The sequence below is a fragment of the Mobiluncus mulieris genome (assembly GCF_014204735.1).
In the GTDB taxonomy this organism is placed as follows: Bacteria; Actinomycetota; Actinomycetes; order Actinomycetales; family Actinomycetaceae; genus Mobiluncus; species Mobiluncus mulieris.
In genome coordinates this window covers 2,341,492-2,359,982 of sequence record NZ_JACHMA010000001.1, presented here as the reverse complement: position 1 = coordinate 2,359,982, position 18,491 = coordinate 2,341,492, and the positions used below count along the sequence as shown (strand labels likewise).

General features: G+C 55.1%; 14 protein-coding genes and 1 tRNA gene. 4 read left to right on the top strand and 11 right to left on the bottom strand.

Translation table 11 applies throughout. From position 1 onward, the window contains the following. Positions 1 to 69 precede the first annotated feature (69 nt). Positions 70 to 2,028 (bottom strand): serine hydrolase family protein, encoded by a 1,959-nt coding sequence (locus tag F4555_RS10315; RefSeq protein WP_248613772.1) that lies wholly within the window; start codon positions 2,026 to 2,028, stop codon positions 70 to 72. A 41-nt stretch (positions 2,029 to 2,069) separates the two neighbouring features. Beyond that, positions 2,070 to 2,693, bottom strand: a complete 624-nt coding sequence (locus tag F4555_RS10310; protein ID WP_231282643.1) for a hypothetical protein — start codon at positions 2,691 to 2,693, stop codon at positions 2,070 to 2,072. Positions 2,694 to 2,845: 152 nt separating this feature from the next. Here F4555_RS10310 and serS point away from each other — a divergent pair, with 152 nt between their 5' ends. From serS to F4555_RS10295, 3 genes are all read left to right on the top strand, one after another. Continuing rightward, entirely contained in the window at positions 2,846 to 4,123 is a 1,278-nt protein-coding gene (gene serS / locus F4555_RS10305) for a serine--tRNA ligase (protein WP_004013425.1), read from the top strand. A gap of 56 nt (positions 4,124 to 4,179) precedes the next feature. Next, entirely contained in the window at positions 4,180 to 5,064 is an 885-nt protein-coding gene (locus F4555_RS10300) for an HAD family hydrolase (RefSeq protein WP_081455711.1), read from the top strand. A gap of 105 nt (positions 5,065 to 5,169) precedes the next feature. Next, a complete protein-coding gene (locus tag F4555_RS10295; RefSeq protein WP_115325659.1) occupies positions 5,170 to 6,498 on the top strand; it encodes an AGE family epimerase/isomerase in 1,329 nt (442 codons plus the stop codon). Between the two features lie 74 nt (positions 6,499 to 6,572). Here the strand turns inward: F4555_RS10295 and pyk are convergent, their stop codons facing one another. Both pyk and F4555_RS10285 read right to left on the bottom strand, forming a co-directional pair. Continuing rightward, positions 6,573 to 7,994 carry a pyruvate kinase gene (pyk, locus tag F4555_RS10290; RefSeq protein ID WP_004013428.1) on the bottom strand — a complete coding sequence of 474 codons (1,422 nt, stop codon included), beginning with the start codon at positions 7,992 to 7,994 and terminating at the stop codon, positions 6,573 to 6,575. A 140-nt stretch (positions 7,995 to 8,134) separates the two neighbouring features. Beyond that, a tRNA-Ser gene (locus F4555_RS10285) sits at positions 8,135 to 8,222 on the bottom strand. Positions 8,223 to 8,465: 243 nt separating this feature from the next. Here F4555_RS10285 and F4555_RS10280 point away from each other — a divergent pair. Next, entirely contained in the window at positions 8,466 to 9,635 is a 1,170-nt protein-coding gene (locus F4555_RS10280) for a coiled-coil domain-containing protein (RefSeq protein WP_004013957.1), read from the top strand. 1 nt (position 9,636) lies between these two features. Here the strand turns inward: F4555_RS10280 and pknB are convergent, their stop codons facing one another. The 7 genes from pknB to F4555_RS10245 are packed head-to-tail and all read right to left on the bottom strand — an operon-like array spanning position 9,637 to position 18,410. After that, positions 9,637 to 11,496 (bottom strand): Stk1 family PASTA domain-containing Ser/Thr kinase, encoded by a 1,860-nt coding sequence (gene pknB / locus F4555_RS10275; protein ID WP_004013430.1) that lies wholly within the window; start codon positions 11,494 to 11,496, stop codon positions 9,637 to 9,639. Next, positions 11,480 to 12,940, bottom strand: a complete 1,461-nt coding sequence (locus F4555_RS10270) for a serine/threonine-protein kinase (RefSeq protein WP_004013958.1) — start codon at positions 12,938 to 12,940, stop codon at positions 11,480 to 11,482. Before F4555_RS10270 ends, pknB begins: the two co-directional genes overlap by 17 nt. After that, complete coding sequence (locus F4555_RS10265; RefSeq protein WP_004013432.1) at positions 12,940 to 14,391, bottom strand: peptidoglycan D,D-transpeptidase FtsI family protein; 1,452 nt, start codon at positions 14,389 to 14,391, stop codon at positions 12,940 to 12,942. Before F4555_RS10265 ends, F4555_RS10270 begins: the two co-directional genes overlap by 1 nt. After that, on the bottom strand, positions 14,388 to 15,845 hold the full coding sequence (locus tag F4555_RS10260; protein WP_004013959.1) for an FtsW/RodA/SpoVE family cell cycle protein: 1,458 nt from the start codon (positions 15,843 to 15,845) through the stop codon (positions 14,388 to 14,390). Before F4555_RS10260 ends, F4555_RS10265 begins: the two co-directional genes overlap by 4 nt. Then, positions 15,845 to 17,134: a PP2C family protein-serine/threonine phosphatase gene (locus tag F4555_RS10255; RefSeq protein WP_004013434.1), complete on the bottom strand. Its 1,290-nt coding sequence runs from the start codon at positions 17,132 to 17,134 to the stop codon at positions 15,845 to 15,847. Before F4555_RS10255 ends, F4555_RS10260 begins: the two co-directional genes overlap by 1 nt. After that, entirely contained in the window at positions 17,134 to 17,592 is a 459-nt protein-coding gene (locus tag F4555_RS10250) for an FHA domain-containing protein FhaB/FipA (RefSeq protein WP_004013435.1), read from the bottom strand. Before F4555_RS10250 ends, F4555_RS10255 begins: the two co-directional genes overlap by 1 nt. Next, positions 17,592 to 18,410 carry an FhaA domain-containing protein gene (locus F4555_RS10245; RefSeq protein ID WP_004013436.1) on the bottom strand — a complete coding sequence of 273 codons (819 nt, stop codon included), beginning with the start codon at positions 18,408 to 18,410 and terminating at the stop codon, positions 17,592 to 17,594. Before F4555_RS10245 ends, F4555_RS10250 begins: the two co-directional genes overlap by 1 nt. Positions 18,411 to 18,491: the final 81 nt, after the last annotated feature.

Here is an 18,491-nt window from a genome sequence, read left to right as displayed (position 1 = left end):
GACAAACTTGGCACAGCGAAAGCCCGGAGGATTGCCGCCGATTTCAATCCCAGAACAACCTAAGAGACACTACTTTGCTTCCAGGTATTTATGCGCAAACAGCGAAAGCCAGGCCGGGGCGGCGACGGTAAATCCGACTAAACCAACCAGCACCGTAGAATCATTGAGAGCCATCCCCAACATCATGGCGGTAAACCACGCCCAGATAAAGGCTTTTTCAGGCGCACTCAGTGGTATCCCTTCGGGGGCGGTTTGTGCCCGAGCAGATCCCAGAAGCCAGGCATAATCGCGTCGATAAGGATTGCGCCAGTTGGAAAACAAAGGCCAAGCTAGCAAGGCGATACCCACGAAGAAAATCGCGGTGGTTAGTCCCACTACAACGGGATTCCACCCGGCGGTAGAGAGCTGGGTGAGTTTCCCCCACAAGATTTCACCCAGCTTGCCGTCCCGCACCGAGTCCACAAAGTGACCCAGGTGGGTGCGCTGCGAGGGCGGGCGCAACCAATCCAGATAAGCCAATAGCGCCGCCAAGCCAAATGCGAACAAGAGCACCACTAGTGATAACAGAGGTTTTAAAGGTTTGGAACGCAGCTTAACGAACAGGACGACGAAAGCGGGAAAGGCGGCAAGTAGTCCCCCGAAATCTGCCCCCAAAAATGGAATCGCATCAATTGCCATTACCCCGACGGCAAACAACAGCAACACCGCAAACAGGGGGCGACGCGTATTTTCGCCGGCTAAGCCATAGATTAGCGAGCACAGCAGCAACGCACCGGTGAGGTAAATCGCAAACATCATATTGTCAATCCCGTAAAAACGTCCCCCGATGGTAGATTGGGCTCCCATCACAGCATCCAACATCATCGGCGAACCAATCCACGGGTCGAATAAGCCTATTACCAGCGACGATACGCTTATTATCGCCAAAGGGCCAAATAAAGCATTTAAGCCTAATCCCGACCAAAAAATGCTTATTATTCCAGCTACGGCAAAAGGCAACAACGCCCCAAACCAGTAAAACTCACCGACCGCCACTTCGGTTTCGCTCGACCCGGCCTCCCACCACGGCACAAGATTCATCAGAAATGAAGCGGCGGGCACCAAAGCCAGGAACAAACCCATCCCGCGCCAAAATCGCAGCAACCGACGGGGACTTTCCCAGGTGGAACCCAGATTCGGGTGCAGGCGCCGATTCAAAGACCACACCCCCGCAATCAAAACTATCGAGAGCAGGGTGGATAGCAGCGGGATAAAGCAACGTTGCGCTGGCAGAATAATGGCGGCGCGGCGCGCGGCCGATGCCAGCGTCCTGACCGACACATTTTGTTTGGCTCCAATCGGCTGACCCTTGACCTGGGGGGGAATCACCGCCCCGAAATAATCCAGAATAGTGGCACTCACATCCGCTAGTTGCACCAGGCCAGGGCGCCGGGTCGAAGCCGAAGTAGCCGCCCCACTACCAAAATAAGACCCGAAACCCAGAAACGCTTGCAGGCGCGGCTCTCCCCCAACACCCGGGGCATCAGATGCTGAAATCGCCATCAGATTCCAGCCTTGATCACGCGCCTGTTCAAGCAAGGCAGCCACCATCGAGAACTGTTTTTCCCGAGGCACCACCGTGATATCAATAAAGCTGACGCTCCCAGGCCGCAAAGCCGTGCCCAGCAAAGTGGCGAAAACTCCCGGGTCGGCATTCTGAAAATAGGCATCTGGATAATACAAATCCGACCCGGAATGCCCCGGACGCGATTTTTCATTTCGAAACCAGGTCGACACCTTAGAGCCAAAGGTATTAAGAGTGATGGCACCTAATGAATCCGCCGTCAACTGCGCCGCCAGATTCCAGTTCCTCGCAGCCTTCCCGGATCGGTTACCCACCGCCAGTGCCGCCAAGCCTTCCGAAACACTCGTCGTGTCCCCCACCGTGCGTGTTACCAGGTTGGCTTTTAGCCCGGTATCAAAAAACTGATTTACCGGTGAATCACGCCACACCGCAGTGTCCCAACGCCACTGTTGTCCCAGCACCACCACCAGGGGCGGACGCGAACCTAGCGGAGACAGCGAAGCGGCTAGGCTTTTGGGCCCGTGTGACCCACCGGGGATTTTCCCGAAGCGAGCGGCGGTTTCCCCCCCGCTGGAGGCTGGGAGGCCGTGGGCGTTTGCGGCGCACCGGGAACCTCGAAAGTCGCCCCGGGCGCCGGGCTTTCCTGGCTGGGAGGCTGGCTAGCGTTCGCCTCGCGGTCAGGCGATTTGCGGGGCGTATCCGTATCGCTTTTGTTCCCACTGTTAGTGTCGCCGGTTGCTTCGCTCGTCGTTTGATGAGTCTGACGTTTAATCGCATCGGAAGTACGGCGCCCCGACTGGTTCAAAGCCCCCGGATCTAAACCAGGAATATCGTTCTTTTGGAAGGGATCCCAGTGCAGTTCCTGTTCCGGAGCCCAAGGCTTGGTATCAAACTGGGATACGGCACTCATTGCCCCAGTTATTAGCCCCATGCTCAAAAGAATAGCCGTCAACCCTGCGACCAGATACCGCGTCGTAGGCAGGGGCTTATAGGGACGTTTCAACGGCTTTCTTGATTTAACCGTTGACTTTCCCGAGCCAGAACCGCGCAGGGTATTCATTCCGGACACGCCGGGTTTAGCTGCTCCCGGGCGCGGGGTACCCTTGGTAGCGGAGGCTGAGGTTCGCATAGTCAAATCATAGTGGAAATTGTCTTTTTTTCCGAGCTTTACGGAAATGTAACGTAATGAGAACCGGATTCTCACCGCCGAAATCTGATTCCTCGTATTGGGGCTGCCCCCGATGAAGCCAAGTGCTCTGGGTGGGGCGGTATGATTTAGCCATGATTGATATGCGCCTAATGAAAGAAAATCCCGAACCGATGCGTGCCTCCCAGCGGGCACGCGGCAATGACCCTGCCACCGTTGATGCCGCTATTGCTGCCGACGACAAGCGTCTAGAGGCCTTACAGGCGTTTGAAAATGCCCGCGCCGAACAAAAGGCATTCTCTAAGCAAATTGGGAAGGCTTCCAAAGAGGAACGCCCCGCATTGCTGGAAGAGGCCAAGCGGATGAGCGAAAAAGTCAAGACTCTAGAGGAGGCTGCTAATGAAGCCGCCACAGCGGCGAAGCAAGCCGCGATGGTGTTGGAAAATCAGATTCTGGACGGGGTTCCCAGTGGCGGCGAGGATGATTACGAAGTCCTGTCCCAGGAAGGCACCCCGATTCGTGATTTTGCCGCCGAAGGCTTTAAACCCAAGGATCACTTAGATTTGGGACTCGGCTTGGACGCGATTGATACCGACCGAGGAGTAAAGGTTTCCGGGTCGCGTTTCTATTACTTGAAGGGAGTGGGGGCTCGGCTGGAGCTGGCGATTTTGAACGCCGCGATTGATACCGCGATTGCCCACGGTTTCACCCCGATGATTACCCCCTGTATGGTTTCGCCCGCCACCATGAGTGGCACCGGATTCCTGGGCGAGCATTCAGACGAAATCTATTACCTGCCGGCTGATGACCTGTACCTGACCGGCACCTCTGAGGTGGCTCTGGCTGGCTATCACACCGATGAAATTATCGACCTGTCCGCCGGTCCAAAACGTTATTCCGGCTGGTCAGCCTGTTTCCGTCGCGAAGCCGGGTCTTATGGCAAGGATACGCGCGGGATTATTCGGGTACACCAGTTCCACAAGGTAGAGATGTTTTCCTATTGCCGCCCGGAGGAATCGGTGGAGGAGCACCAAAAACTGCTGAATATGGAACGTGAAATGCTGGCCAAAGTGGAGTTGCCCTATCGGGTAATCAACACTGCAGCCGGGGATTTGGGCTCTTCAGCCGCCCAAAAGTTCGACTGTGAGGCGTGGCTGCCGACTCAACAGCGGTTTATGGAGGTGACTTCTACCTCTAACTGCACGACTTTCCAGGCACGGCGCTTGAATATCCGTTACCGTGACGAAAATGGAAAGACCCAAACCTGTGCCACGCTTAATGGAACGCTCGGTACAACTCGGTGGATTGTAGCCATTTTGGAAAACCACCAGCAAGCCGATGGTTCGGTGCGGGTTCCTGCCGGTTTGCGCCCCTATATGGGGGGGCTGGAAGTGCTCGAGCCAGTCAAGTAATCGCTGTGCAGCGTGAGCGGCATGAGGTAAGGTTCAAAGTGGGCAGTTACGCTTCTATGGTGAGATTTCACGAGGAGAAGCTGCGGAATTTACGCCTTCCTTCCGCGCCAAGTTCGTTGCTGCTTGCCTTGGATATTGACGGCACTATTCTGGAAGAAGGCCATCCTCTATCGGAACGATTGGTACAAAATGTGCAATATTTGCGCCGAGTCGGGGTTCATATCTGTATCACTACAGGTCGCTCGGTACCCGCAACTGTACCAATCGTTCAACAACTGGGATTAAGTAATACCTGGATAGTTAGCGCCAACGGCTCGCTAATTGGACGCTATAGCACCGATACCGGATATGTTTTGACCAACCAGTACACTTTTCCGGTTCATGAGGTGCTGGCTCGGGTTTTGGATGCCATGCCGGATGCCCTGATTGGAGTCGAGGATTCCCCAGCCGGATTTCGAGTACTAAAACCCTTTCCCCCCGGAGAACTGCGAGAAACCATCGCGGTGCAATCCCTGGAGGAATTGGGCGCCAAACCAGTGTCTCGCGTAGTTGTGCGCAATCCCCTCATGAACAATGAAGAATTTGCCACCACCGTAGCCAAAATAAACCTTTCCGGCGTACAGTCCGCCATCGGGTGGCGCGCTTGGTTGGACATCAACCCCCCGGGAACTTCCAAGGCGAAAGGCCTGCAAATCGTGTGTAAAAATCTAGGCGTGGATTCCCGCCATACCCTAGCCATAGGGGATGGGGCGAATGATATTCCCCTGTTACAGTTCGTGGGCTACGGGGTGGCGATGGGTAATGCTAATCCAGCAGTGAAACACGCTGCCGATAGCACCACCCTGGCGGTGGAAGACGACGGCGCGGCGGCAGTTTTAGAGGCGATTTGTGCAATATTACCTGGTGAAACCGTATTTGAATCCCCCTCAATCGCGGACTAAATCCGAGTTTTTCGTGTCACTCACAGCTTAAAGAAACAAGAATCTTCCCACAATTCCCCAGTGACGTATAGAATTGAAACAACCGATTGAGGGAAGGTTCTAAACATGGCAAGATTCGATACTGCGGAGCACCTGCGGTGGTTATCCCATCACATGCAACAAGTCCTTGAATACGGACAACGTGCGTTTTTACCAGGTGGATTTGGATATATCTACGCTGATGGCACCACGGATAGAACCTCGCCAGTGGAACTAGATTTGACCGCTCGTTCCACATATATTTATGCGTTGGGGACATTGTTGGGAATTCCCGGCTCGGCACGCCGCTGTGACCACGGATTGAGAGCCCTGCAATACACATTCAAAGACCCCGAATATGACGGCTGGTTTAGCTTAGTAGAGCCGATGACCGAAAAGGCAGTCAAGGCACGCACCCCCGGGAAACCGGTGGGACCGGAAGAAAAACACAAGAGCTCCCGGTCTATGTCCTATCTGTTAGAAGCCGCAGCGGCAGCTACTATTGCGCAACGCCCCGGGGCGAAAGAACTGATGGAACAGGCCATTGCGGTAGAGGAAAAATATTTCTGGGACGAAACCGTCGGGCGGGTCAATGACTCGTTTAACCGAGATTTTTCCGCGATGGAAAACTATCACGGGATGAGCTCAAATCTGCACGCTGCCTCAGCTTTCCTGACGGCGGCGGATGCCACCAAGAATTCCGAGTGGATTCGACGTGCCGCACGAATTACCGAATTTGTAATCGAAGAAGCCCGAAAGAACAACTGGCGGATTCCCGAACACTTCGACGTAGAGTGGCAAGAAGACAAGGAATATCACGTTGGCACCCCCGCCGATCCGCGCCGCCCCTATGGAGTTAACGTAGGGCACTGTTTTGGGTGGTCACGAAAAATCATCCAGGTCGCGGCGGCGATGCAAGAATTGGGCGAACCGTTCCCGGAAGACAGCTTCGAGGTTGCCAAGAATATCTTCGACCGCATGGCCGAAGACGCGTGGAAACAGGACGGACACCCGGGTTTCTTCTTTACGGTGGACTACCAAGGCAAGCCCCTCATGCGCCAAAGTTTCGCGTGGGTGGCGAGCGAAGCAATTCAAGCCCTGACCGCCCTAGGTTTCGCCATGGCCGAAAGAGGCGTGAGCATGGATGAAATCGGCTACTACATGAGCTATTACAACGAGTGGTGGGACTATCTAGAGGGCTATGTTATCCAGCCGGATGGCTACTGGGTGGGAGAGTTGAATCCGAATAACCAACCTGATGATACCGTGTGGCCGGGTGCCCCCGATATTTATCACTCCGTGCGGGTACTGCTGGCTCCTCGGCTGCCCAATACCCCGTCGAAGCCTTTAGCAATTGCCAGTGGCTGTTTGGACCACCCCGTCGACCACGAACACCACATTCATATTTGGGTGTAACTGCGGGTACCCCAATTGTTTGGGGGATGGAAGCTTCACACTTCCATCCCCCAAACAATTCTAGGTTCAGAATTTTACACGTCGTCTTTACTTCCCACGAAGTGGACACGAATCGAGTTGGTATGCCCGTCTTGCCCCGGGGGCAACCCCCCGACATATATCACCACATCGCCTTTTTCCGCCAAAGACTTGGCAAGCACGGTTTTCTCGGCATCGTGAATCATGGTGTACATACGTTGCGCCAAAGTCACCGGATAGGCTTTTATCCCCCAAGCTAGTTGGAGTTGACGCCGGATTTCCTCGTGGTAGCAGAAGGCATAGAGCGGAGTAGCGGGGCGCAAGCGCGCCAAGCGACGCGCGGTAGCTCCCGAATTGGTGAAGGCCGCCACAAACTTCGCCCCGGTTTTCTGAGCGATAAGCACCCCGTGACGGGCAATAATCGACCCTAAATCCAAGTCGGTGTCACGTATCTTGGCAAAGTGGCGCGCCCCATCATTCTCGGCAGATTCGATAATTTTTGCCATGGTTTTCACGGCCTCTACCGGATACGCCCCTACGGCGGTTTCCCCGGAAAGCATCACGGCACTCGCCCCATCCCACACCGCATTAGCACAGTCGGAGGCTTCGGCACGGGTCGGGCGCGGGTTGAAAATCATGGACTCCAAAACCTGAGTCGCTACGATTACCGGTTTTGACTCCAAGCGGGAAAGTTCGATGGCACGTTTTTGTACCGTAGGGACTTCCTGCAGGGGCATTTCCACGCCCAAATCCCCACGTGCCACCATCACCGCGTCAAATGCCTGAATGATTTCCTTGAGATTCTCTACCGCTTGAGGTTTCTCGATTTTCGCAATCACCGGTAGACGTCGTCCAACTTCGTCCATAATCTGGTGAACATCCTCGATGTCCTGGGCACGACGCACAAAAGAAAGCGCAATAAAATCAACGTCTTGCTTCAGCGCCCAGCGCAAATCATCGGTATCTTTTTCGGATAAGGCTGGGACGGAAACCCCCACTCCCGGCAAATTTAAACCCTTATGGTCGGAAACCTTGCCGGGAACTTCCACCGTGGTCTGTACCTCGGTTTTGGTCACCCCAGTTACCCGCAGCCGAATATTACCGTCGTCAATCAACAGTTCATCCCCAGGACTGCAATCCCCAGGCAGGCCTTTATACGTGGTGGAAACCATTTTGGAATCCCCCTCAATATCACGGGTAGTTATAGTGAAATCCTGGCCTTTAACCAGTTCTTCGGATCCATTAGCAAAGGTACCTAGGCGAATTTTGGGGCCTTGCAGATCCACCAAAATCGCTACTGGCTGGTCAAAGTTAGCCGAAACTCGGCGCACCATGGCGATTACGGCTTCGTCTTCTTCCTGGGTGCCATGGGAACGGTTAACCCGCAATACATTCGCACCCGCTTCGATTAGACCCCGAATAGTTTCTTCCGAAGAAGTAGCCGGACCTAAAGTACATACAATTTTAGAACGTCTCATGCCTCTACAGTATCCAAGCAAAATGACTTTGGCTAGTGGTTTTACTCGCTTTTTACGCAATATTTTGAGATGGATTCATGAGGTGCTAGCCCGGTCACTTCGCTTTTTCCGAAACGGTGAACCCGTAATTATTGCCCAAGTGGCGGAGGGCGAGGGATTCGAACCCCCGGTGAGTTTCCCCACAACGGTTTTCAAGACCGTCACATTCGGCCGCTCTGTCAGCCCTCCATGCGGTGACTTTACATCCCCATTATTCTAACAGGTTGGAACCAAAGCTCTAAGTTTTCGACGTACCCGACGGTGACGCGATATAACCAGGTAAAAACTGATGCCAAGTATTAGGCAGTCAACACCGACCCAAAAGTCATAATTCCGGTCTGAAGCCGGCAAAATGGAATTGTTCCAAGTTAAGGTGCCCAAGCTACTAGACTAAGAGGTAAGGGTGAAACGAATCCGACGCAGAATCGAGGGATGATGACTGGAACAAACCAAGGCTGGAACCCAGGGAACAACCCGGGAAATTTTCCACCTACCGGCAGATCCGCCACCCCGGGGGTGCCTAATCCGGGGATGGCACCTCATGCACCCGTACCCCGACCTACTACCCTACCCGACCCCACCGAGAAAAGCCGCAAAAAATGGATTATAGCCATTGTAGCGGCGGCAGTGGTGCTGCTGGTACTGCTGATTACCTTCGGAGCCTTGTGGCTGCTGGGAGGCGATTCGCAAGGGGCACGTTCAGCCTGTACCAAAGCAGCGACGGATTTGACCAAAAAATACGAAACCCTGCAAGACTCCGTGAAAAAAGCCGAGGAACTGTTACAAAACACGGATGCGACTACCCTGACCGATCCGCAGCTACTGTCGGATTTGAAACTAAAGACACAACAAGCCGGTAAGGCGATAACCCCGCTAGCTTGCGACTCCACGATGAAACAGGAGCAGCTGGCTAAAAATGCCTCTGAGATGCTGGCCACCACTGAAAAACTATCCGCGCAGCTCGACGACCTGGATAGAGCCATTGCTTCTTTACGCGATTCCCAAAACATCAAAGATTTAGGCGAAGTGAAAACCGAGTTGGAAAACACCGTGAAAAGCGGCGATGACCTGATGAAACAGTTAGAAAAAGAAAAACTGGACGACACCGAAGCCCTGGCGGCGCTTCAGGCACAACTCGACGATGCCAAACGCCTCTTAGACCAGGTAAATTCCCTGAAATCTGCCAGCGAAGATAAGGTCAGCGACCTCTCTGAATCCATGCGCGCAGCTCAAACCCGGCTGCAAGAAGACATGGAGGCAGTCAAGAAAGCGGCAGCTAAAAAACGCGAAGAAAAAGCACGTCAAGATGCCGAAGACAAAAAGAGGCAGGAAGAACAAGAACGGCTCGAACGGGAACGCGAAGCTAGCGAAAAAGCTCGGACACACACACCTTCCCCCAGTACCACAGAAGGCGCGGATGGAGATTACGAAGGCCAACCCGATGGTACCGCCAACAAAAAACCACCGGCCTGCGCGGTGGGTTCCACGATGACCGACCCGAATGGCGGTAAGTGGCAGTGCGCAAATACGCTTGACCCCACCACCGGCACCTCTGCCCCGTCCTGGGTACAAGAGACTCCCGCCACTACTCCCGCGAACTAATTTAGGATGTAGCCGGGGATGCGGAATTCGACGGGACGCTAGGGGTTTCACTCCCTTCGGGGGTTTGAGAAGGGGACTCGGCGGGAGTTGTCGGCGGAGCGGGCGGTGCCACCGCCACAGTGGCACGCAACTGCGAGCCCAAGGCGACAATTTGGCCGGCCTTGTCCAGACTCAACACGGTACCGGGCGCGGCCGTGTCGGTTTCTTTCTCGGAAGTAATCAGGCTAACCCGGTTGGCTCCTACGAATTTCTGGAGGGCATCTAGGGTTCCGCCCTGCAGTTCGGAGGGAATCAGCACATTACCAGAAGCCAGCTGCAAATCTACCGAATCACCTTTTCTGGCCGGAGATCCCTGTTCAGGATTAGTCGACACTACCTTGTCTTTATCGATGGTGCCAGAGTTAACCGTGGAAATATTGCCTAAAGCCAGTCCGGCGGCCTTCAGGGCACTGCGAGCCTGTTGCTGGGTCAAGCCCTCTAGGGATGGCACCACCGTGTCGCCCGGCCCGGTAGAGAAAGCCACTTTCACCTTGGAGTCCTTTTTTACCATAGTTCCCGGAGCCGGGATGGATTTCACAAACAAGCCCGGCGCGATTGTCTCAGAATTCTCTCCGGGAGACATGGTCATTTTCAGCCCTGCCTCGGTCAAGGCGGTGCGTACCTCTTCTTGATTCATGCCTTTCAGCTGCGGAACCGCCACCAAGTCAGAAGCACCGCCCTCACCCCCGACGAAAATCCAGTAATACCCGAATCCCAAGACGGCGATAATCAACACTGCCAACAGCGTAAAGACCAGCGGTAACCGGCTTTTCTTCGTCGGGGTACCGGGACGCGTCAGGCTCTGAGTCCGGTAAAGATTGGAATTAGGCACTTGCCCCGGCGTAGCCGAGCCGTCCAGCGGCGCAGCAGCGGCAGGATTGGAAACCGGCGGCAACACAGTGGTACCACCCCCGGGGGCGGTGGGCGGCAATGCCCAGGTTTGGGTATCCGGCGCGGTTACTTCCATGCCGTGCAGGGCAGCATTCAAATCGGCACGCATCGCGGCGGCATCCGCGTAACGCTCCTCGCGGTTCTTAGCTAAAGCCTTCATCACCACCCGATCTAGAACAGGCGGAATATCGGGGGCAATCGAGGAAGGCAAAGGCGGCAGCTGCGAGACATGTTGAAAGGCCACAGCCACGGCCGAATCACCTTTAAACGGCGGTTTACCAGTCAACAGTTCAAACAGCAAACACCCGGTGGAATACAAATCCGAACGGGCATCTACCTGTTCTCCGCGAGCCTGTTCGGGCGACAAATACTGGGCGGTACCCACCACCGCGTCGGTTTGGGTCATGGTGGTTTGAGAATCAGACAGAGCCCGGGCAATCCCAAAATCCATCACCTTAACCTTCCCGGTAGTAGTAATCATCACATTGCCGGGTTTAATATCGCGGTGTACCAGGTTTTGGTGATGTGCATATTCCAGGGCATCCAAAACCCCGGAAACAATCTCGATGGCCTCGTCTATAGGCACGGGGTTTCCATCGGTCAACAGTTCGCGTACCGTGTGTCCCTCGACATATTCCATCACGATATAAGGAACTTGAACGGTCGCTCCATCCGAGGCGGTAAAGGTTTCTTCGCCCGTGTCATACACCGCCACAATCGCGGGATGGTTAAGATTGGCCGCCGCCTGGGCTTCGCGCCGGAAACGCGCCTGGAACACAGGGTCACGAGCCAAATCTTGGCGCAAAATCTTGATGGCAACAACCCGGTTCAATCGGGTGTCGTTGCCCACGTGCACCTGCGCCATTCCGCCGCGCCCGATGAGCTGGCGAATCTCGTAGCGTCCCCCAATAATCCTATCCGACTGGGTCAAGGCAGTCCTCCTCCGTAGCCGTTTGCGTCACAATCCTGGATTCACCCAGCGTCTGGCTGTAATTTACCCTAGCCGAAGCGCTGTGTCCTTGCGTTGAAGTTATCAATCCAATAATCAAAGTCATTAAAACTACTGCCGTAATCACAATAGCAGCAATAATTTTGCTCCTCTCGCTGCCGGAGTGTTTGTCCAAGCGACTGTCTGCCCGGCGCCGCGCGGAAGGCTCTAAACGGTGTGCCGCCTTGCGATTTTGGTTTTCTAGGGCAGTGCGGGACACGGGAATGGCGGCGCGTCTCGGGCTGGGTGGGGTGGTAGCTCCGAATCCGGGTCTCGCGGGGGAAGTCGCTGTGGAGGCGGGCACAGCTGCGGCAGGTCTGGGCGACACGGATAACGGGACTGGCGGGGCAGAGTCTCCCGGAGATGCGGCTGGCTGGGTGCTTGTTGGGGTGCCGGTCGTTGTGGAAACGTCAGCCGGGTGGGTCGCCTCCCCTTCATGAGGTGCCATCCCCAAGGCGTCCGCTCCCCTCGAGTCATGATCCGGTTCGGAAACAGTGGGGATACCCTGGGTAGGTTCTAACGGTCGGGTGGGACGCGCAAAACTCATCCGGGGAGTGAAAGCCGGGGGAACTTCGCCGTGCCACAACAGGCGAATTCGCTGCTGAATTTCGGCGGCCGAAGCGGGTCGCAGCGCGGGGTCTTTTTCCAGCATCGCATAGACCAGCTGCGCCACTTCCGGAGCAACCGTATTCGGCAGGGGCGGCACCGGGTTTTTGACGTGCGCCAAGGCGATATCAACCTGGGTGGAACCGGTAAATGGACGTTTTCCAGCCAGGGCTTCATAGGCTATCACTCCCAAGGCGTAAATATCGCCGGCTGCCGTAGCAGTGTGCCCCATGGCCTGTTCGGGAGGCAGATACTGGGCGGTTCCCATAACCATCCCCACCGCTGTCAAAGCCTCAGCTCGGGGTGCCAAGGAAATCCCAAAATCAGTTAGTTTCGCTACACCCTTGTCTGATATCAAAATATTCGAGGGTTTCACGTCACGGTGAATCACACTACCGGCATGGGCGGCTTGCAAGCCACCCGCCACTTGCATCAGTATCGGCGCGAGTTGATCCCAGCTCAAGGTGTGTCCCCCTGCCAGAATATCCGACAGAGGTCGACCCTCGACCAGTTCCATCACGATCCAGCCCTGACCTTCGGTTTCCCCCCAGTCAAACACAGCTGCCAGGTTCGGGTGGTGCAGTCGCGACGCATTAATGGCTTCGGCACGCAGCCGCGCCAGGAAGGTTTCTTGACCGCTCAGTTCATCTTTCAAGACTTTTACGGCCACCACATTTTGGCTGCGTTTATCCCAGCCGCGCCAGATTACACCCATACCACCTTTGGCCAGCACCGATACCAGTCTGTACCGGTCGTTCAAAACTGTGTTAGCTCCAATCATCAGCTCACCCCCGCCTGGAGGATGCGCTGGGCTAGGGGGGCGACGGTATGCCCACCGGTGCCCCGGATGCCCTGGGGATCTTCAATTACCACGGCCACCGCAATTCGCGGTGCTTCGGCGGGGGCAAAACCCACGAACCACAGGTCTTGCCCCGAAGCGATGCCAGTTTGAGCCGTACCAGTTTTCCCGGCCACGGTTATCCCTGGAATTGCGGCGGCCTTGCCGGAACCTGTTTTCACGACCTCTTGCATTAGAGTATTCAAATCGGCGGCGACCTGAGGTGAAACCGCGCGACCCAGTTCTTGGGGAGCGTGTTGTTGCACCACTTGGAAATCCGAGGATAAATCTTGGTTGATCAAATAGGGTTTCATCACCATCCCACGATTGGCCACCGCCGCAGCCACCATCGCCATCTGCAGCGGAGTGACCCGCACAGATTGCTGGCCTATCGCCGCATTGGCCAGGAAGGAGGGGGCTTCGGGCAGGGGGAATTGCGAGGCCACACCGGGCATAGGAATTTGGACGGAAGTAGCGAAGCCAAAACGTTTAGCCTGGTCTTGCAAGGCCTTGCCCCCCAGGTTCATCCCCAGCTGCGCGAAGGGCGTATTGCACGATTGCGCGAAAGCAAACCTGAATGGTACCTTTCCGTTTCCACACGGGTAGCCCCCGTAGTTGGACAAGGTAACATTCGTGTTTGGCAGCGGCAAGGTGGTGGGCGCATCAACCTCGGTATCGGGCTGGATTTGCCCGCTAGAGAGCAGCGCAGCAGCGGTAACAATTTTGAAGGTTGATCCGGGCGGGTACAGTTGCGATATGGCTCGATTCATGAGGGGCTTGCCCGGATTGGAACGTAATGCCTGGTAGTTATCCAGTACCTGTTTCCCATCGGCACCGCTCAAAGTATTGGGGTTAAAGGAAGGTGCGGAATACATCCCCAGGATTTCACCCGTAGCGGGATTTAAAGCAACTGCCGCCCCGGTTTGACCATGCAAAGCCTGGACACAAGCTTCTTGAATTTTGGGGTCAATCGTCAAGGAAACATTCCCACCCCGAGGTTGTGAGCCGATGAACAAGTCCTGTAGGCGTTGCAGCCATTGAGCATCGGATTTCCCGGAAAGCACGCTGCCCGCTTCTTTTTCTAGCTCGGTGACCTGGCCATGTACCGCCGCCGGGAAATAACCCGTGATATGCGCATAGTGTTCACCTTGGGGATAGGAGCGTTGATAGCTAGCATTCACTCCTGTACCAGTCGGTACAGATTGAGCCAGGATGAGTTGCCCCGCCACGATTTTGCCACGTTCTTGACCCCAATAGGCATCCGTTACCCGCCGGTTGTAGTCATTAGCATAGAGCCTGGGCGCATCAATGAAGGCGTGATAGGTCAAAGCCAACATTAGCGCCAAAACCATCAGGGTCAAAGCAAGATAGAGTCTACGAATTTGGGAATTCATCGGTTCACCACCTCGGTGGGAGCGCCAAGAATCGCCTCTACCGCACTATTTGTACCGCTCGTTCCATTATTTTGCCCGGGTTGGGATTTAGCATCCAGAGTGACTGGAGCCGGGCGGGGACGGCGCGCTGAATCTGAGATACGCAACAAGATAGCGATTCCAATCCAGTTAGCGAATAGTGAGGCTCCCCCGGCTGCTACAAAAGGTGTAGTCAGACCGGTGGAAGGAATCAGGCGCGTGATACCCCCCACCACAATGAACAGTTGCGCGCCAATTCCGAAAGAAATCGCGGTAGCCAGCAACTTCCCAAAACCATCACGCACCCCCATCGCAGTGCGCAAACCACGCTGCACCAAAATCAAATATAACAAGAATATTGCCAGCATTCCCGTCAAACCCAATTCCTCGGTTAGCGCCGAGACGATGAAATCGGAATTTGCCAAGGCGGTGCGCCAAGCCTGACCGCGTCCCCATCCATTACCGCTCAAGCCCCCTGAGGCAATTCCGAACAGTCCGTTTACCAACTGATAGGATCCCCCCGGTCGGTCGATAACCGCCGGGTTAAAAGCGTCCAGCCAGTTCGATACTCGCTCTTTGACATGTGAAAACATGGTATAGGCCAATACGGCTAGGGGTACCATCAGCAGAGCGCCGAAAATAATCCACGAGGGGCGGTCGGTGGCGACATAGAGCACCGCCACGAAAATCGTGAACATCAACAAGGCTACGCCCAAATCTTTTTGTGCCACCAGCAAAGCCAAAGAGGCTAGCCAGGCCACTAGCAGCGGAAGGAAGTCCCGCCACCTTGGCAATTGCAAAAACAGGATTTTCTTGCCTGCAATCGCCAGGGAATCACGACGGTATTCGAGGTATCCCGCAAAGAAAATCGCCAAACACAATTTCGCGAACTCGTTGGGTTGGATGGATTGACCCAAAATCCGTATCGAAATATAAGCCCCGTAGGATTTCACTCCCAGGCCAGGAATCAAGGTGGCCATCATCAGCAAAATTCCTAATACTAAGCCCGCCCAGGCGAATTTGCGGAAAAAACGGTGGTCGCGGAAACACACCAGGATGGTCAGGGCACCACCAGCCGCCACCAGGGTCATGATTAGCTGTTTATCCCCCGAAATTTGAGCCAAACTGGCCGGGGTGTTCATCCGCATATACTCCAAATCCAGCCGAGAAATCATGGCTAAACCAATCCCGTTTAAGGCCAGGGCAATGGGCATGATTACCGGGTCGGCGAAGGGCGCCAGGATGCGCAACGCCAGGTGCAAAATCAAGCCAGAAAAGGCGATACCGGCACAGTGCCAGTACCACAGCGCCGGAGCCTCCGGGTGGAATGCCATTACTGACAGGTAGCCTCCCACCCCCAGGGCGATGGCCAACAGCGTTAAGGTCAGTTCTGAGTTACGCCCCGAGCGCGCCGGATATTGAACCACAGTAGCCATTACTCGTCCTCCGCCGGTTGGGGTTTAGTCGCAGTTTCCGGGGGAGAAACCGTTGGTTTAGCGGCGTTTTTTGACCGTTTAGTCAAACCGGTTTTCCGCCAGGAATCAAGGATTTTGTTGGCTTCTTTGGGGGATTGCAACGCGATGGTAGCGTCGAGTCTATCCTGGATTACCGGAGCTAGATTGGCGTAACGTAAGCCCTGTTTTTTGACCGGATGGTACAAATCCCAGGTTCCGATTGACTGGTTGATTCCCTGGAACAAAGTAACTTCCCCGTCCTTAACACCCAAGAAATACTGAGTTTGGCTCCACTGATAGGCCTGATAGGTACCAAATCCCAGAGCCGCGAGCAACACCAACACCGTGAGGATAGTGAAAATCTTGGCTTTGAGGCTCAACTTTCGCGGGTCACGCACGGGAGCGCGTTCGGTTTCCTCCAAGGGCTTACCCCGGCGCAGCATCGCAGCGCGTTCGGCGGGAGTAGACTGCCCGATGCTAGCTCCCGCCGGGGTGGTAGAAGCCGCTCCCACCACCTGGGCGGCGGTGGGAGTGAGTTCGTCATCAGAATCCACTACATCAGCCACCACCACAGTGACATTATCCGGGGCGCCGGATTTCAAAGCTAGTGCCACCAGTTGTTCGCAGCAGGCTTCGGGATTGGGCTCAGAACGCAGGACATCCCCGATAGTCTCGGCAGAAACCACTCCGCTCAACCCGTCGGAACACAGCATCCAACGGTCGCCCATCACTGCCGCACGCATGGATTCATCCAGGGTCACTTCCCCTTTAGAGTCCCCCAATACCCGCAGCAAAACGGAACGTTTGGGGTGGTGAGCCGCCTCTTCGGGGGTGATTTCACCGGTTTCCACCAGATACTGTACAAAAGAGTGATCCGTGGTCACCTGAGTTAAATCAGCATCTCGCAACAGATAGGCACGCGAATCCCCAATGTGAACCATGCCCATCTTGTTTCCAGAACGCAAAATCGCCACGCAAGTCGTCCCCAGCCCCGCGAGTTCTTCATAAGATTCAGACAGTTCCACCAGCTCCTGGTGAGCTTCTTGAATCGCGGCGCGCAGCAAATTCAGCAGGTCATCGGCCGCGTGGGAATCCTGGTCAAGAGGAGCCAAATGCGCCACCGCCACCGAGGAGGCGATATCGCCACCGGCCGGTCCGCCCATCCCATCAGCCAAAACCAGCAAATGTGGCCCCGCATAACCGGAATCCTGGTTGTTTTTGCGCACCAAGCCAACATGGGAACGAGCCGCGTAACGTAACTGGATGGACATCAGCGTAGCTCCACTATGGTTTGTCCGAAGCGAACTGGAGTCTTGGCATTTAGCGGGGTGGGGGCGGTGATACGTACTCCTCCCACGACCGTACCATTGGTAGATCCCAAGTCCTCTACGTACCACTGGTTGTCTTGCAGATATATCCGGGCATGTTGCGCCGAGGCATAGTCATCATCTAACACCAGGGTAGAAGTGGGGGCACGACCGACAATAATCGGGCGATTAGAGAGCTGCAAGGAAGAACCCGTCAAGGGACCCTCCGTGACCAACAGGGTAGAGACCGCTTTAGATTTAGCATTTTTTTTGGGTCGTTTTTTGCTTTTAGCCGCGCGAGTTCTGCGGGTAACCATAGTGCCATAGATGTCTCGGCGTAATACCACCAAAGCACCCCCCACCAGCAACCACAGTAAAACCAGGTAGCCGATGCGCAGCAGCGTAAAGCTCAGTTCGTTCACTAGCCCTGACCTTTCGCGCCTGCTGGGTAAATGAAAACCAGTTTGCTTTGTCCGATGGTAATCGTATTGCCGTGCATCAGGGTGGCTTCGTGTACCTTATGGCCTTCGACATAGGTGCCGTTGGTAGACCCCAAGTCACGCAGGATATAGAACTGACCCTGACGAGCCACTTCGAAATGCCGGTGAGAAACACTCGTGTCTTGAAGCGAAATATCAGCAACCTCACCACGTCCCACTACAGTGAGGTCTCCGACCAACAAATAAGTCTGTCCACCCACGACTTCTAACAGGGGCTTGTCGGCATTTTCTTGCAACAGGGCTGCTTCGCTGGAAGACTCCGAATTGGGGGATACCCCGGGGTCAGCGGAAGATACCGGGGGAAAATTAGGTGTCCAGTTTTGACCATCCAGTACAGAGTGTTCCGGAATGTTTTGACCGTCTGGTACACTTTGGGCGGGGGTTTCTAGCGGCGCCACATTCTGTATCGAGTGGGCTTTCACCTCGGTTTTCCGCGTTCCTTCCGGGGCGACCAACAGCTCTATCTGCACCGATCCCACCAGAGAATAGTTTTGTTCCCGGGCATAGCTTTGGGCATCGCGAGTAAACTCGCTGAGCAAAGCCTCCTTGCCCCATTCCGTGAAAGCCGCATCGGTTTGGGGCGTGAGGAAGACCTGAAACTGGTTCGGAGCCACCGTACGTTCCCGAGACATTGGAATCGCCTGGCGATCCATGACCTGTCGGATAGCTTGAGTAATATCAATGGGTTTATCTGGCCCAGCCTTGTGAAACTTTTCAATCATCCGGTCGAAAATCTCCACAGTCCCCTCCCCTCCTCGCTTAATTAATCTTGGAAACGGGTCAATGTTATTATGCTGGGTATTTTACCGGCTTTAGATGGA

What these genes read in the sequence shown, in the direction of transcription:
- F4555_RS10310 (WP_231282643.1), bottom strand. Translation starts at nt 2,693, where the DNA reads ATGCGAACCTCAGCCTCCGCTACCAAGGGTACCCCGCGCCCGGGAGCA.
- serS (WP_004013425.1), top strand. Translation starts at nt 2,846, where the DNA reads ATGATTGATATGCGCCTAATGAAAGAAAATCCCGAACCGATGCGTGCC.
- F4555_RS10300 (WP_081455711.1), top strand. Translation starts at nt 4,180, where the DNA reads ATGGTGAGATTTCACGAGGAGAAGCTGCGGAATTTACGCCTTCCTTCC.
- F4555_RS10295 (WP_115325659.1), top strand. Translation starts at nt 5,170, where the DNA reads ATGGCAAGATTCGATACTGCGGAGCACCTGCGGTGGTTATCCCATCAC.
- pyk (WP_004013428.1), bottom strand. Translation starts at nt 7,994, where the DNA reads ATGAGACGTTCTAAAATTGTATGTACTTTAGGTCCGGCTACTTCTTCG.
- F4555_RS10280 (WP_004013957.1), top strand. Translation starts at nt 8,466, where the DNA reads ATGATGACTGGAACAAACCAAGGCTGGAACCCAGGGAACAACCCGGGA.
- F4555_RS10270 (WP_004013958.1), bottom strand. Translation starts at nt 12,940, where the DNA reads ATGATTGGAGCTAACACAGTTTTGAACGACCGGTACAGACTGGTATCG.
- F4555_RS10265 (WP_004013432.1), bottom strand. Translation starts at nt 14,391, where the DNA reads ATGAATTCCCAAATTCGTAGACTCTATCTTGCTTTGACCCTGATGGTT.
- F4555_RS10260 (WP_004013959.1), bottom strand. Translation starts at nt 15,845, where the DNA reads ATGGCTACTGTGGTTCAATATCCGGCGCGCTCGGGGCGTAACTCAGAA.
- F4555_RS10255 (WP_004013434.1), bottom strand. Translation starts at nt 17,134, where the DNA reads ATGTCCATCCAGTTACGTTACGCGGCTCGTTCCCATGTTGGCTTGGTG.